This is a genomic window from Paraburkholderia nodosa DSM 21604 (assembly GCF_000519185.1).
GTDB classification, from domain to species: Bacteria; Pseudomonadota; Gammaproteobacteria; order Burkholderiales; family Burkholderiaceae; genus Paraburkholderia; species Paraburkholderia nodosa.
This window is the reverse complement of record NZ_JAFA01000001.1, coordinates 523,386-538,468: the sequence shown is the minus strand read 5'-3', so window position 1 is coordinate 538,468 and position 15,083 is coordinate 523,386. Positions and strand designations below refer to the sequence as shown.

Genomic DNA, 15,083 nt, shown 5'->3' with positions numbered 1-15,083 from the left:
AATCGACACCCGCGACTCCGTCACGGCCCGGGAACGCATAGAGGATGTAGTTTCCAAAGCAACACGTAGCATTGTCGCTGGCACACCGCTCAAGCGCTGAGGTTCTATTTGCCCCTGAGGGCAATGCCGGAACATCGCCATCGGGAACAAATATCGCCACTTGAATCTTAGGTATTCGAGCACTTATATCTGATCGGTTATGAGCATCATCACCGAGATTCAGAAGCACGAACGGTGGCCCGGAGCTCCTCGAGCACTTCACGCGCCGATTGCGACAATTCTCGTTGAGACTGAGAGGAACTGACGGCGTTGCCCGCCGACGATGTCACGATAGTGCGCAATCGACGATCCAACGTTGGACTCAGCTTCACGAGCCTGAGTGCAACACGCTTCAATGCCGGCCGCTTCGTCAACGTAATCGCCCCGGCGCTCAGTACGGTCTTGATGCGCCTCTTGGTCCCTGATAGCAATCTGCGTTCGCTGATTGCAGAGGTTAATCTTCGAAGCGGAGCGCCAACGATACGCACCGGTGCCGACACACGCCAGGACGTGCTGTGCTGCACGGCATGCAACAGCGCATTCGCCTGCTGTGCCTGCGCTTCGGCATGCTGAGCCCGAGCCTCCGCGTCGCGAAGCTGGCTCTCTGCGCGCTGGCGCAGTTCCTCGGCATGCAGATGCCGTTCCTCCGCGAGCTGAAGCCGCGCCTCGGCTTCCTGCCGTTGCTCCACTTCGACATGCCGATGCCGTTCCTCCACGAGCTGAAGCCGCCCCTCGGCGACCTGCCGTTGCTCCACTTCGGCATGCCGATGCCGTTCCTCCACGATCTGAAGCCGCCCCTCGGCGACCTGCCGTTCCTCCACTTCGACCAGTTGCAACCGTTCATCCATCCGCTGGATACGTGCTTCGATTTTTTCCATCAGGAGCCGCGCAGAATCAGTTCGCGCTTCATAACGGTCGGCCAACTGCCCCAGCGACAAACCATAATCAGTCGCAAAGGCCTGCGCAAATCTCTCCTTGATATCCGGATCGGCAGCCTTTTGCGCGATGACGGCATAGTCGGGACTCACGCCGCGAATCACGTCCAGCAGGCGCACCGCATGATCAGGACTTCGCAACGCTGGCGACTCCTGCAACCGGACCGTCTTTACCGTGTCGAATCCACCATGCTCGACTACGAAAGACAACAGCAGGGACGGAATCGGCTTTTGATGCGTGGGGTCATGATAGAAGTCGTTGGTCGCGACGCCGATGTTTTCCGGATTCGGTGTCTCGAAAATCAGCAAACCACCAGGCCGCAATACTCGCGACGCCTCCGAAACGACAGACTGCAATTGCTCGAAGCTGATATGCTCGACGACATGGAACGCCGAGATCAACGCGCAACTATTCGATTCGAGCGATGCAAGATGCTCGATCGCATCGGCCTGAATCGCGGGCAGATTGCGCTCACGACAGGCTTCCAGCATGTCTGCATCCAGATCCGCGCCGGTCGAGTCAAAGCCGGCTTCGCTCATGAGTTCCAGCCACTCGCCACGGCCGCAACCCAAGTCGAAGGTTTTCGCCCCGGGATACAGCGTCGCCAGCGGCTGGAAGAACGGCGCGTATTGCGCCAGACGACTTTTGATCAGCTCGCGCGAGCCTCGGTACCGATCTTCAAACGCTCGATAGAAACTATCCACTACAACACGCTCCTCACTGTCGTCTGCAGCCAGGCCACTCCGATGAACTCGTCCATCTTCACGTTGGCGACGTCGAACATCAACGCGCGATCGCGCCATTGATAGTTATTGGCGAGATGGGCACTCCCGGTATGCAGCGCCACAGCGACCGAATAACTCCCCACGCCAAGATTGGCCATGAATTCAAAATTCAGCTCTAGCGACTGGCCAGCCGCCAAGTCAAACAACACCTGCTTTAAGTTATAGGTGTTCGTTCCGAACACAGTCTGCCCCAGCCGATCCTTGATCATGTACCCGACCACCAACTCGGGTATCGCATGTACGCATTTGACCTTGACTCGCAACGCGACCGGTTGCCCGACTCCGGCGACCTCGATGGGTTGCCCAGAAACGTCCAGCAGCGCGACCTCCTCGATCACGGCTTCACCCGTTCCCGAGACGGTTTGCACCGTTCCGTCATCGAGCTTCTCCTGCTTGACCTCATGATTCTTACGCTCAGCCAGCATCGCGTTGTAGTAATCCATGACCGCCTCAGGTGGCCCCTCCATCTCCAGCCGCCCCGCATTCAGTAGGATCGCACGGTCGCAGATGGCCTGAATCGCTGCCTTGTCGTGAGCGACGATCAACAGCGTCGTGCCCTGCTTGCGAAACTCCCGAATCCGATCGAAGCTCTTGTGCTGGAAATACGCGTCGCCGACCGAAAGCGCCTCGTCGACGATCAGGATGTCGGGACGGCGCGCCGTAGCGACACTGAACGCGAGACGCACCTGCATTCCGCTCGAATACACGCGCACCGGTTGGTCAATGTATTCGCCGATTTCGGCGAACGCCTCGATTTCCGGCATCAACGCGACAATCTCGTCGACGCTGTAACCGAGAAGTTGCCCGGCCATCATGACGTTCTGACGCCCTGTGAAGTCCGGATGAAAGCCCATCCCCAACTCCAGCAGTGCGGCGACACGACCAGTCATGGTCACACTGCCGACGCTCGGTTGCGTGGTGCCGACAATCATTTTCAGCAAAGTGCTCTTGCCAGCACCATTGATACCGATGATCCCTAGCGCCTCGCCGGCGCGAACCGAGAAATTCACGTCACGCTGCACCCAGTGCAGCGTGTGACGAGGCTTGCGGCGCGGATCCAACCACTCAATAAGACGCGACCACCGCGTTGGATACTGTTTGTATGCCTTGCCCAGATTAGTAACGGTTATGGTGCCCATCAGAGTTCATCCACCATTTCACCCGCATGCCTGCGGAACAAGCTGAAGCCGACGAGACAAAGTCCGATGCTCAATACAAACGGAAACAAAAGCGTCGACCAATCCGGCCAGATGTGTTGCACCATCACGACCTGGAAGGCTTCGATCACGGGCGCCATCGGGTTAAAGCGCAACGCAGCCTGTACAGGTTTGGACAAAATGTCGGCCGCATATACGACAGGCGTCAGCCAGAACCAGAAATTCAGCACGATCCCGAAGAACTGTCCGACATCGCGAAAAAACACGTTCAACACCCCAAGCGTGATCCCCAAACCGATGGCAAACAACGTCATCAGAGTCAACACTGGAACGACGGCAAGATAGGGCACGCCAGGGAAGTTGCCCGACATCAGCAGGAACACCGTGAACAACCCAAACACAATCGCGAAATTGACCAGCGCATTGATCACCACGATGGTCGGCAGACACAACCGTGGGAAGCTCAGCTTTTTGAGCAAGTTCGCATTATTGATGAATGTGTTCTGACCATTGCTGATAATTTCGACAAACATGCCCCACGGCAACACACCGGCACACAAGTGGATGCTATAGGCAAAGGTGCTATCCACCCCAGGCAAGCGAGCATGCATGACTCGCGAAAAGATCACCGTGTAGACGATGATCATCGCAAGCGGATTGAGCACGGTCCAAGCCGCGCCGAGCAAAGAATTGCGGTACTTGGACTGGAATTCCCGCTTGACGCTTCCCAGAATGAAACCGCGATAGGCCCAAAGAACTCTCAACATCCCTAACATCACGCCCGCCCGTAAACGTCCTGGAAGCGGACGATGTCGTCTTCTCCCAAATATTCGCCGCTCTGCACCTCGATCATCACGAGATCCAGCACGCCCGGATTTTCGAGGCGATGCTTGTGGCCAGCAGGGATGTACGTGGACTCGTTGGTGCCAACGAAGATTTCCTTGTCGCCGTTGACGACCTTGGCCATCCCGCAAACGACGATCCAATGCTCGCTGCGGTGATGATGCATTTGTAGACTGAGGCTGGCGCCCGGCTTGACCTCGATACGCTTGATCTTGAAGCGGGGCCCCTCTTCCAGGACCGTGTAGGTACCCCACGGACGGCTAACGGTCCGATGCAGCTTGTAGGCATCGTGATTCTGCTTCTTTAAGCAGGCCACCACTTGCTTCACATCCTGCGCGCGATCGGGATGCGCAACCAGCAAGGCATCCGGCGTATCGATGATCATCAGGTCGGCCACACCCACCGCCGCCACCAGGCGGTCCGGGCTTTGCACGTAGGTGTTGTGGCTATCGACAAAGATTGCATCGCCGACAGCACGGTTGCTGTCCTGGTCCGGGGCGACCAGATCGCGAATCGCACCCCACGAGCCGATGTCGCTCCAACCGAAGGTGGACGGCACCACGGCCACGTTCGACGAGCGCTCCATCACCGCGTAGTCGATCGAAATATCGGGCATCTTCTCGAACGTCTCGGCAGGAATCTCGAGCATTTGCCCTGCCGACTTGTCGGCGTGCAACGACGCCCAGCACGACTCGGTGGCTGCCGCGACATCGGGGGCATGGCGTTTCATCTCGTCGAGGATCACCCCGGCCTTGAAACAGAACATGCCCGAATTCCACAAGTAGTTGCCCGTTGCAACGTATTCGGCAGCCTTCACCGCGTCCGGCTTTTCGACGAAGCGTAGCGCCGTGCGACCGTCGCCGATTTTCTCTCCCGCCTCGATATAGCCGAAACCGGTGTCCGGGCTCGTCGGAACGATACCAAACGTCACCAGCTTGTCGCGCTTCGCCAATTCGACCGCACTCGCAACGGCCGCGGCAAAACCCGCCTGGTCCTGAACCAGGTGATCGGCGGCGAGCACCAGCATCAGAGCATCGCGCCCGTACTTTTCCGCCACGTAGCGCGCTGCCATGGCCACGGCAGGCGCCGTATTGCGGCCCATCGGCTCGAGCATGAACGCGCCGGACTGAGTTTCGCCAAGCTTCGCGCAAGCAAACTCGTCCTTGCTCATGAAGTAGTAGTCGCGGTTCGTGACCGTCAAGATCTCTCCGCACTGCGTAGGCGCACCGTTCCCGGCGACCGCCGCCGCCCGACAGTATGTCTTCAGGAGCAGGCTCTCGCCGTCGGCGAGCTTCATGAACGGCTTGGGGTGCCCTTCACGGGAAACCGGCCAAAGTCGGGTGCCAGCACCACCGGACAGGATGACGGGGATTAACATCACATTCACTCCAGATTCAGTATCCGCTGGCGAAGGAAACCCTCCGCCACTTGTATTGGTATTGATGAACCGCCAAAGTAGTGTCGGCTTAACAAGCCAAACCGGGCCGGGCAAGGATTATATCCGGCGAAGTACTGTCGTCCGTAACACAAGGTAATGATCGCCCCCCAATGAAGCCCAATCGACAGGGACCTGTCACACCTGAAAGCAAAAACCTTACCTGACGGTTACTTCGACCTCGCCAAAGGCGCTTGAATCGCCGTCGTCGAGCCAGGCGATGCCCTCCTGAACGAGGGTCAACCGCAGAACGTACTTCCCGGCGATGGATGGCGCCACGATGAGCGCCTGCATTTCCCTTTGCTCGTCCGGCATCAAAGACGCATGCAGCCTGGTTCGCTCGCCGTCGAACACCACGGCCTGCGAGCGCTTAGCGTCAAGCCAGTGATACGAGACATGCACCGGATTCGGCGCGCGACTGGCAATCTGGTATCGGGACTGATTGCGCAACCCGACCTGCACGAGGAACTGCTCATCCGCAGCCACGCACGAAGGTGCAGAGAGCACGGTCACTCCAAAGTGGGTTCGAGCTTGCTCGGCAATGGGCTCGTGCCAGGACTTCTTGACCAATGTTTCCGCCCGTCGATAGCTCTCCATCAACAGCGAACTCATCATCTCGCCCATGCGCTCCTCGAAGAGCTGGCAAGCCCAAACATACAATTCCTGATCAAGCACAGTCAGTTCGCGAATCGCCGCGACTTCCTCCGCAGACAACTCGTCAATTCCCGATCGATTCGACGAGGTATTCAATCTGGGTACCGAGAAGTTCGGAAAAAATCCAAGTTTGTGTGCAAGCAGACTCATTGAGTCGCGCATTCGCTCAGTGATGCCGAAAAACGCAAACGATTCAAGCCGTTTTTTGGCGAGGCCCAGCAATTCCCGGTCGTGTCCGCGCGCCGCATACTTCTTGACGGCCGCTTGTCCGTACCCGACCGGATCGCGAGCCAACTTTTGATAGTCGAAATCGGCCGCCAGAAATAACGTCTGCGTATTGACGGTATCCCAGTTCGTTTCCGCATCCCGAACGAAATCCAGCAGCGACCATCGTTCACTTTTCATTTGCTGGTGCCGGTATGCATTTGCGTCGCGCTTCGCGTGCAAATACCACGAAACGGTACGCTGGACCGGATCGCGCAGCATCGTGATATAGGTCAGGCTTCGCCCAACGTATGCGTCCAGTCCATGCCAGAGATGCCCGCGAAACAACCTGTACCGCTCCATCGATTCCAATGGGAGGGCGAACAGATCCGGAAGCAATTGCCCCGGACAGATCTCTTCCGGATCGAACTGATCATCCAGAAAAGAGGTAAGCGAAGTTCCCCCCGTTTTCGGGATATGGAGGTAATAAACAGGATCCGTCATTCAGTTAATCATCTTGATGAAACTTCAAGGTTGAGAGCGCAACCTTCTCAAACTGCTGTCTGATCTACTCAGCCAAACACAGCCGCAGCGCATCGTGCCAATCCGGCATCCGCAAACCGAACACCTCGGTCAGCTTGTTCAGCGACATCCTCGAATTGGCCGGCCGCTTCGCAGGCGTCGGATAGTCGCTCGCAGGAATCGGCAAGACCGTCGGCGCTTCGACGCCCATCGCAGCCGCGAACATCGCTTCTGCAAAGCCGTGCCACGACGTCGCTCCGGCCGACGTCAGATGGTAGACGCCGGAACGACGCACCCACCAGTCGATGTCGTCTGCCGCTGCACCTTGCGCGACGATGTGCGACGTCGCAGCCGCAATCGTCTTCGCCCAGGTCGGCGCGCCGATCTGGTCCGCAACGACTCGCAATTCTTTCCGCTCGCCGCCCAGCTTCAGCATCGTCTGCAAGAAATTCTTACCGCGCCGGCCGTACACCCAACTCGTTCGCAGGACCAGGTGCGCGCATCCCGTCGCCGCAATCGCGCGTTCGCCTTCGAGCTTCGTTTCCCCATACACGTTCTGAGGATTCGTTGCGTCGGTTTCCACGTACACGCTCGATTTCGCACCGTCATACACATAGTCGGTCGAATAGTGGATGAGCGCGCCACCGGCACGCGCAGCCTCTTCCGCGAATACGCGCGGCACGTCGACATTCAAGCGTCGCGCAGCCTCGATATCGGTCTCGGCCTTGTCCACCGCCGTATACGCAGCGGGATTCACAATCAGCGACGGCTTCAGGTCTCGCACGAAATCCCGCACACGCTCGAGATCGGAGAGATTTAGCGTCGACCTGTCGCACGGCACCACGCGGCCAAGCCCCTGCAGCGACCGTAGCAACTCGAATCCAACCTGGCCGTTCACGCCCGTCACGAGGATCGTCATTTCCCGACTCATACCCGCCTCAAGCGTAGAGTTCGGCTTCGGCCAGACGCACGCCGGCCGCGTCCTTCGCCGCCAGCAGCGGCTCGCCCTCTAGCGGCCATTCGATGCCGATATCCGCATCGTTCCAGATGATGCTGCGCTCGTGCTCCGGGTACCAGTAGTCGGTCGTCTTGTACAGGAACTGCGCGGACTCCGACAACACAACAAAGCCATGCGCAAAACCCGGCGGCACCCACAGCTGGCGATGATTGTCGACCGACAGATGCGCGCCAACCCACTTGCCAAAACGCGGCGAGCTTTTGCGGACGTCGACCACGACGTCGAACACTTCGCCCTCCACCACACGCACGAGCTTCCCCTGCGCATGCTCGATCTGATAGTGCAGCCCGCGCAGCACCCCCCGCGACGAGCGCGAGTGGTTGTCCTGCACGAATTCGATGCCCTGCTCCACGTGCTCGGCAAACTCGCGCGCGTTGAAGCTCTCGTAGAAGAACCCGCGCGCGTCACCAAACACCTTGGGCTCAATGATCTTGACTTCGGGCAGTGCCGTCGCCGTTACCTGGATAGCCATGCAACCTGATTGATGAGTATGTTCTGGAGGTACTGCCCGTAGCTGTTCTTCGCCAGCGGCTTTGCAAGCTTCAACACCTGTTCCGCATCGATCCACTGCTTGCGATACGCGATCTCCTCGGGACACGCGACCACGAGACCCTGGCGCTTCTGCAGCGTCGCAATGAAGGTCGCCGCCTCGATCAGCGAATCGTGCGTACCGGTATCGAGCCACGCATATCCACGACCCATGATCTCAACGCTGAGGGCGCCGTCCGCAAGATAGCGCGAATTCACATCGGTGATTTCCAGCTCGCCGCGCGCCGATGGCTTGATGTCGGACGCGATATCGCACACGCGGTTGTCGTAGAAGTACAGCCCCGTGACCGCATAGTTCGAACGCGGCTTCGCGGGCTTCTCTTCGATCGACACCGCACGGAACGACTGATCGAATTCGACCACGCCATAGCGCTCGGGATCGTGCACGTGATAGGCGAACACGGTTGCACCGGCCTCTTGCGCATTAGCATGCTCGAGCTGCTTTGCGAGATCGTGTCCGTAGAAAATGTTGTCGCCAAGAATCAGCGCCGACGGCTCGTTACCGATAAATTCCTTGCCTATGATGAACGCCTGCGCGAGTCCGTCGGGCGACGGCTGCACCGCGTACTGGATATTCATCCCCCACTGGCTGCCGTCACCGAGCATCGCCTCGAAGCGCGGCGTGTCCTGCGGCGTCGAGATGATCAGCACGTCACGAATGCCCGCCATCATCATCGTCGAGAGCGGGTAGTAGATCATCGGTTTGTCGTACACCGGCAGCAGCTGTTTCGACACGACGTGCGTGATCGGATACAGCCGCGTTCCGGAGCCGCCCGCGAGAATGATGCCTTTACGTGCCATCGCCTTGTTCCTCACCCGCGCTTCGCGTAATTCGTCTCGACCCACTTGCGGTAGTCGCCCGATACCACTTCGTCGACCCAACCCTGATTGTCGAGGTACCAGCCGACTGTCTTCGCGAGCCCGGTTTCGAACGTCTCGGCGGGCTTCCAGCCGAGTTCGCGCTCGAGCTTGCCCGCGTCGATCGCGTAACGGCGATCGTGGCCCGGACGATCCGTCACATAGGCAATCTGGTCGCGATACGAGCCGGTCGCCTTCGGGCGCAGCTCGTCAAGCAGGTCGCACAGGGTGTGCACGACTTCGAGATTCTTCTTCTCGTTCCAACCGCCGATGTTATAGGTCTCGCCAACCTTGCCGCGGGCGAGCACTTCGCGGATCGCGCTGCAATGGTCATTCACGTAGAGCCAGTCGCGCACGTTCTGGCCGTCGCCATATACCGGGAGCGGCTTGCCGGCGATCGCATTGGCAATCATCAGCGGAATCAGTTTTTCCGGAAACTGGTAAGGGCCGTAATTGTTGGAACAATTCGTCGTCAGCGTGGGCAAGCCATACGTGTGATGGTAGGCGCGCACGAGATGGTCCGAACCCGCCTTGGTTGCCGAGTACGGGCTGTTGGGCGCGTACGGGGTGGTCTCGGAGAATTGCGGGTCGGTTGCCGAAAGCGAGCCGAACACTTCGTCCGTGGAGACATGCAGGAAACGAAACGCGGCCTTTTCGGCGGCGGGCAGGTCGCTCCAGTACTGACGCGCCGCTTCGAGCAGCGTGAAGGTGCCGACGACATTGGTCTGAACAAAATCGGCCGGACCGTGAATCGAGCGATCAACGTGGCTTTCGGCCGCGAAGTGCAGCACGGCGCGCGGCTTGTGCTGGGCGAAGAGCGCGTCAAGCGCCGCGCGGTCGCAAATATCCACGCGCGCAAATACGTGCTTCGCATCGTCCCGCAACGATTTCAGCGTCCCGAGATTGCCCGCGTACGTGAGCTTGTCGACATTCAATACGGCTTCGTCCGATTGACTCAGCCAGTCAAGCACAAAGTTGGCGCCGATAAAGCCGGCACCGCCCGTAACCAGAATCATGGAACTCCTTTTATTGCGCGAGTGCGGAAGCAATTCTGGCGTCAATCTTTGCACCAGACGACCTGAAAGCTAACTGTAGAAATAGCTTTCGTGCGGGAGAAGCGCCCGATCCAGCTGATTCAGCCTTACTACCCCCGCAGATTCTGGTTCTAATTTTATCGATAGAGAATTATAAGGATACCGTGCACGAACGCCACCCCCCTAACATCTTGAAACAGCTTGACAAATTCGTTTGGCATTTTTCGTGCCATGCCGGGGTCGAATCGTTCATCCGCCATGCATCACCCGGTTTCCGCAGCGTCACGCGACAGCACTCATCTTGTGATACCGTCATTGCCTCGCGCCACGCCGTACACCGCAAGCCATCAACCGAATGAAAGAGCAAGCGTCGCATCCACCCCCTCTCGCTTTCGGCGACCTCCAGGGTTGCCTCTCACCATTTCGCGAACTGCTCGCCAAAGCCGCCCCCTCCCCGGACACGCCGCTCTGGTTCGCGGGCGACCTGATCAATCGCGGTCCCGCGTCGCTCGAAACGTTGCGCGAGGTGATCGAGCTGGGCAATCGCGGCGTGGCGGTGCTGGGTAATCACGACCTGCATCTGCTGTCCGTTTCGGCAGGGATCCGCAAGGCCAAGAAAGACGACACCATCGACGACATCCTGAGTGCGCCCGACGCCGAAGATCTGCTGCACTGGGTGCGCCACCGCCCGATCGCGCACTACGAGAACGGCATGCTGATGGTGCATGCAGGCGTATTGCCTCAGTGGGACGTCGATCTCACGATGGAACTCGCGCACGAACTCGAAAAAGCGTTGCGCCGCGACAACTGGCGGGAAACGCTTGCCGGCCTCTATGGCAACCAGCCGAACCGCTGGTCCAAAGACCTCAAGGGTATCGAGCGGCTGCGCGTGACCTGCAGCGCGCTCACGCGCGTGCGTTTTTGCGACAGCGACGGCGTGATGGACTTCTCAACCAGCGGCGGCCTCGACTCCGCGCCGCCGGGTTTCATGCCGTGGTTCGACGTGCCCGGACGCAAAACCGAAGACATCACCGTCGTGTTCGGCCATTGGGCAGCGCTTGGCCTCACCCTGCGCAAGAACCTGGTCGGGCTCGACTCGGGCTGCGTCTGGGGTGAGCAACTCTCGGCGATCCATCTCGTCGGCGATCCGGGCGAACGCATTCTCACGCAGGTGCCCTGCGAGAGTTGTCGCGCTATTACGAACGACTAACGCACCCATGAGCGCGCAGGCGCGCGCCTTCTGGCGTCAAGTCGCCTGCGCCACTCCATGCGCAAGCGCTGCCGCCTCACCTCGCATCGTATCCAGCGCCTGCCCCACCGCCTCCTGCGCACGCGCCGCCAGCTTGCGCCGGTCATCCCCGGCTTCGATCGCCTCGCCGACATAAACGTGAGCGGTCAGCGGCCCGGATTTGAGCATCGCGTCGAGCGAATCCTTGAGCGAAAGGTCGTCGATATACGCCGGCGCCACCGACTGCCGCCCCTGTGCATCCTCATACAAAATGCACAGTGGCTGCACGGGCCTCCCGGCCGACACCGCCGCCTGGAACATGTTCGAGTGAAACGGCTTGAGCGCGAGGCCATCCGAGGTCGTGCCTTCGGGGAACACACACATCAGCTCACCGCGCGTGAGCCGCTCGGCCAATTCATGCATGATGCGTTTCGCGTCGCTACGCTTCTCGCGCTCGACGAACACCGTGTCGAGATTCTGCGCGAACCAGCCAATGAGGGGCCAGTTGCGGATCTCGGCCTTCGAGACGAACGGCGTGGGACGCCACGCGTTGATCACGTAGATGTCGATCCACGAAATGTGGTTGCTCACGACGAGCACGCCCGCGTCGAGCCGTGCCGCGTCGTTGTGCACGACGAGCTTCAGGCCGCATAGCTCGAGCATCCTGAGGGACCAGGCGCGGTTCATGGCGTGGCGCCGATCGGCGCTTGCGCGCGGAAAACGCAGTGCCACGGTGCAGGCGCCGCGCAGCAGATGCGCGAGCAGGCGGGTCTTGCGAATGAAAAGGCTCATGTTTGACGATAGGCTGAATCGCGAAATCCTAGCAGACCTGCATGACACAAATCTGTCATGCGTGTTCGCAACTCAATCGAACCCGCGCTCGAAACCCACGCGCCCCGCCACGAGCGTTGCGCGCACCACGGCGGGCAGTTCGTAGCCGAGGAACGGCGTGTTGTGTCCCTGACTCTTGAGCGCGCGCGGCTCGACGCGCCAGTGCGCATGGGGATCGAACACGCAGAGGTCCGCGCTCGCGCCCACGGCCAGCCGTCCCGCGTCACGCTGCATCACGGCGGCCGGCGCCGACGTCACATGGGCGAGCGCCTTCGCGAGCGGCACGCGCGCTTCCTGCGCCCATTTCACGGTGAGCGAGAGGAACAGCTCGAGGCCCGTCGCGCCCGACGTCGCTTCGGCGAAGGGCAGCAGCTTTTCGTCGTCGTCCACGGGCGTGTGCTGCGAGCAGATTGCGTCGATCGTGCCGTCGGCGAGGCCCGCGCGAATCGCCTCGCGATCGCGCTGCTGGCGCAGCGGCGGGTCGAGCCGGAACTGCGCGTCGAAATAGCCGATGTCCATGTCGATCAGATGCAAGTGATTGGCCGTCACGTCGCAGGTCACGGGCAAGCCCTCGGCCTTCGCGGCGCGCATGAGCGCCACGCCCGCCGCCGACGAAAGATGCTGCACGTGCACGCGCGCGCCGGTCACGCGCATCAGTTCGAAAAGCGTATGCAGCGCGATCGTCTCCGCGCTCACCGGCACGCCGGAGAGGCCGAGGCGCGAAGCCAGCGCGCCGCTCGCGGCCACGCCGCCCTTCGAGAGATACGCGTCCTGCGGCCGCAGCCACACGGCGTAGCCATAGGTGCTCGCGTACTGCAGCGCGCGCAGCAGGACCTGGGTATCGGCGATCGGCGTGTCGGCCTGCGTGAAGCCGATGCAGCCCGCCTCGGTCAGCGACACCATCTCGGTGATCACCTGCCCTTTCAGGCCCACGGTGAGTGCGCCCAGCGGATGCACCTGCGCACGCGCGAGCTTGTCTGCACGATGCTTGAGCATCTCGACGAGACCGGCCTCGTCGAGCACGGGGTCGGTATCGGGCGGGCACACGAGGGTCGTCACGCCCCCCGCGAGCGCCGCGTTCATCTCCGAGTCGAGCGTCGCCTTGTGCTCGTAGCCCGGCTCGCGCAGGCGCGCGCTCAGGTCGACGAGACCGGGCGCGACCACGAGGCCGCGCGCATCGAGCGTGCGCTCCGCCTGGAAGCCCGCGGGCGCCGCGCCAAGCGCGGCGATCTTGCCCGCTTCGATGTACACGTCCTGCTGCTGTTCGGTTCCGGCCGCCGGATCGATCAGCGTGCCACCTTGAATATGGATCTTCATCTGCTGCCCTTCTCGTTCTCGCCGCTTGAGCGCTTTAATCGTTGTTTCCGGCGACGATGCCCATCACCGCCATGCGCACCGCAATGCCGAAGCTCACCTGGTCGAGGATCACCGACTGCGGACCGTCGGCGACCTGCGAGTCGATCTCCACGCCGCGATTCATCGGCCCCGGATGCATGACGATCGCGTCGGGCGCGGCGAGCGCGAGGCGCTCGGGCGTCAAGCCCCAGCTCTTGAAGTACTCCTGCGCGGAGGGCAGCAGCGCGCCGCTCATGCGCTCGTTCTGCAGGCGCAGCATGATGATGACGTCGACGTCCTTCAGGCCTTCGTCAAGGTTATGAAACACCCGCACGCCCATCTGCTCGAGGCCGCCCGGCAACAGCGTGCGCGGGCCGATGGCTCGCACCTCGGGCACGCCGAGCGTGGTGAGCGCGTGGATATCCGAGCGCGCCACACGCGAGTGCAGGATGTCGCCCACGATCGCCACGCGCAGGTTCGTAAAGTCGCGCTTGTAGTGGCGGATCGTGTACATATCGAGCAGGCCTTGCGTCGGGTGCGCGTGGCGGCCGTCGCCGGCGTTGATCACGTGCACGTGCGGCGCGCAGTGCTCGGCGATCAGGTACGGCGCGCCGCTCGACGCGTGGCGCACGACGAACATGTCGGCGTGCATCGCCGAAAGATTGCCGATCGTGTCGAGCAGCGACTCGCCCTTGCTCGTCGATGAAGCGTTGATGTTCAGGTTGAGCACGTCCGCGGAAAGACGCGTGGCCGCGATCTCGAAGGTGGTGCGCGTGCGCGTGGAGTTCTCGAAGAACAGGTTGAACACTGACTTGCCGCGCAGCAGCGGCACCTTCTTCACGTCGCGGTCGGTCACGCTCACGAACTGCGTGGCGGTATCGAGAACATGCGTGAGGATCGCGCGCGACAGGCCCTCGATCGACAGCAGGTGTTTAAGCTCGCCATTCTTCGTGAGCTGCGGATTGCCCTTGAGGAAGCCGTAGCGAAAACGCGTGGCGTCCGCTGGGGACGCTGCGGGCGTGGGCTGTGTGTTCATCGCTTGAATCCTGGATGTGATGGGCGGCGTGCGTGCCTGTGCTTCTGCCGTAGCAGCCGCCAAAAGTGTTCGATGCGCCTGATGCGCGCGTCAGGCGCCGCTACCCGGCTCGACGTGAAAGGCGAAGCGGCCGTCGGCGCTGTGGGCGAGCACAAGCGTCTCGCGCGCCTCGACGCTCACCGCGCCGCCGGTGAAACGCGCGGACACCGGCAACTCGCGCCCACCGCGCTCGGCGAGCACCGCGAGTTCGACGGAGGCCGGGCGACCGTAGTCGTAGAGTTCGTTGAGCGCGGCGCGCACGGTGCGGCCCGTATACAGCACATCGTCGACGAGCAGAATGTGGCGGCCGTCCACCGCGAAGGGCAGCGCCGTTGGGCTCGCCTTGCTGTGCAAGCCCTTTTTCGCGTAGTCGTCGCGATGCAGCGCAACGTTGAGCACGCCCCATTCGAGCGCGCCAACGTCCTGCGCAAGCCGCTCGGCGATCCACGCGCCGCCGCTATGGATGCCGACGATCGCCACGCCGCCTGGCGCGCCAAACGCATCGGCGTGATACGCCGCGCGGATCTCGTCGAGAAGGGCGCAATACAACGCTTCAGCGTCGGGAGTAATCATCGGGCAA

General features: G+C 61.1%; 14 protein-coding genes. 1 reads left to right on the top strand and 13 read right to left on the bottom strand.

Annotated features, from left to right (window positions below):
• Nucleotides 1–209: 209 nt before the first annotated feature.
• The 9 genes from A3CW_RS44940 to rfbB form a co-directional block, all read right to left on the bottom strand.
• Nucleotides 210–1,679, bottom strand: coding sequence for a class I SAM-dependent methyltransferase (locus tag A3CW_RS44940; RefSeq protein ID WP_035512149.1), 1,470 nt, complete (start codon nucleotides 1,677–1,679; stop codon nucleotides 210–212).
• Nucleotides 1,679–2,899, bottom strand: a complete 1,221-nt coding sequence (locus A3CW_RS0102390; protein WP_028202140.1) for an ABC transporter ATP-binding protein — start codon at nucleotides 2,897–2,899, stop codon at nucleotides 1,679–1,681. Before A3CW_RS0102390 ends, A3CW_RS44940 begins: the two co-directional genes overlap by 1 nt.
• Nucleotides 2,899–3,693 (bottom strand): ABC transporter permease, encoded by a 795-nt coding sequence (locus A3CW_RS0102385; protein ID WP_028202139.1) that lies wholly within the window; start codon nucleotides 3,691–3,693, stop codon nucleotides 2,899–2,901. The genes A3CW_RS0102390 and A3CW_RS0102385 overlap by 1 nt, the downstream gene beginning before the upstream one ends.
• Complete coding sequence (locus A3CW_RS0102380) at nucleotides 3,693–5,138, bottom strand: mannose-1-phosphate guanylyltransferase/mannose-6-phosphate isomerase (RefSeq protein ID WP_028202138.1); 1,446 nt, start codon at nucleotides 5,136–5,138, stop codon at nucleotides 3,693–3,695. Before A3CW_RS0102380 ends, A3CW_RS0102385 begins: the two co-directional genes overlap by 1 nt.
• A 216-nt stretch (nucleotides 5,139–5,354) precedes the next feature.
• Nucleotides 5,355–6,557: a sulfotransferase family 2 domain-containing protein gene (locus A3CW_RS0102375; RefSeq protein WP_028202137.1), complete on the bottom strand. Its 1,203-nt coding sequence runs from the start codon at nucleotides 6,555–6,557 to the stop codon at nucleotides 5,355–5,357.
• A 64-nt stretch (nucleotides 6,558–6,621) separates the two neighbouring features.
• The gene (gene rfbD / locus A3CW_RS0102370; RefSeq protein ID WP_028202136.1) at nucleotides 6,622–7,506 is read right to left on the bottom strand and encodes a dTDP-4-dehydrorhamnose reductase; all 885 of its coding nucleotides are present in this window, start codon (nucleotides 7,504–7,506) and stop codon (nucleotides 6,622–6,624) included.
• A gap of 7 nt (nucleotides 7,507–7,513) precedes the next feature.
• Entirely contained in the window at nucleotides 7,514–8,065 is a 552-nt protein-coding gene (gene rfbC, locus A3CW_RS0102365; protein ID WP_028202135.1) for a dTDP-4-dehydrorhamnose 3,5-epimerase, read from the bottom strand.
• Nucleotides 8,050–8,943 (bottom strand): glucose-1-phosphate thymidylyltransferase RfbA, encoded by an 894-nt coding sequence (gene rfbA / locus A3CW_RS0102360; protein WP_028202134.1) that lies wholly within the window; start codon nucleotides 8,941–8,943, stop codon nucleotides 8,050–8,052. The genes rfbC and rfbA overlap by 16 nt, the downstream gene beginning before the upstream one ends.
• Before the next feature lie 11 nt (nucleotides 8,944–8,954).
• A complete protein-coding gene (gene rfbB, locus A3CW_RS0102355) occupies nucleotides 8,955–10,016 on the bottom strand; it encodes a dTDP-glucose 4,6-dehydratase (protein WP_028202133.1) in 1,062 nt (353 codons plus the stop codon).
• Nucleotides 10,017–10,389: 373 nt separating this feature from the next.
• Here rfbB and A3CW_RS0102350 point away from each other — a divergent pair, with 373 nt between their 5' ends.
• Nucleotides 10,390–11,244: a symmetrical bis(5'-nucleosyl)-tetraphosphatase gene (locus tag A3CW_RS0102350; RefSeq protein WP_028202132.1), complete on the top strand. Its 855-nt coding sequence runs from the start codon at nucleotides 10,390–10,392 to the stop codon at nucleotides 11,242–11,244.
• A gap of 36 nt (nucleotides 11,245–11,280) precedes the next feature.
• Here A3CW_RS0102350 and A3CW_RS44935 read toward each other — a convergent pair whose 3' ends face one another.
• The 4 genes from A3CW_RS44935 to pyrR form a co-directional block, all read right to left on the bottom strand.
• A complete protein-coding gene (locus A3CW_RS44935) occupies nucleotides 11,281–12,054 on the bottom strand; it encodes a lysophospholipid acyltransferase family protein (RefSeq protein ID WP_081771487.1) in 774 nt (257 codons plus the stop codon).
• Nucleotides 12,055–12,126: 72 nt separating this feature from the next.
• Nucleotides 12,127–13,410, bottom strand: a complete 1,284-nt coding sequence (locus A3CW_RS0102340; protein ID WP_028202131.1) for a dihydroorotase — start codon at nucleotides 13,408–13,410, stop codon at nucleotides 12,127–12,129.
• A gap of 34 nt (nucleotides 13,411–13,444) precedes the next feature.
• Nucleotides 13,445–14,464, bottom strand: coding sequence for an aspartate carbamoyltransferase catalytic subunit (locus tag A3CW_RS0102335; RefSeq protein ID WP_028202130.1), 1,020 nt, complete (start codon nucleotides 14,462–14,464; stop codon nucleotides 13,445–13,447).
• A gap of 90 nt (nucleotides 14,465–14,554) precedes the next feature.
• Entirely contained in the window at nucleotides 14,555–15,076 is a 522-nt protein-coding gene (gene pyrR / locus A3CW_RS0102330; RefSeq protein WP_028202129.1) for a bifunctional pyr operon transcriptional regulator/uracil phosphoribosyltransferase PyrR, read from the bottom strand.
• Between the last annotated feature and the right edge of the window lie 7 nt (nucleotides 15,077–15,083).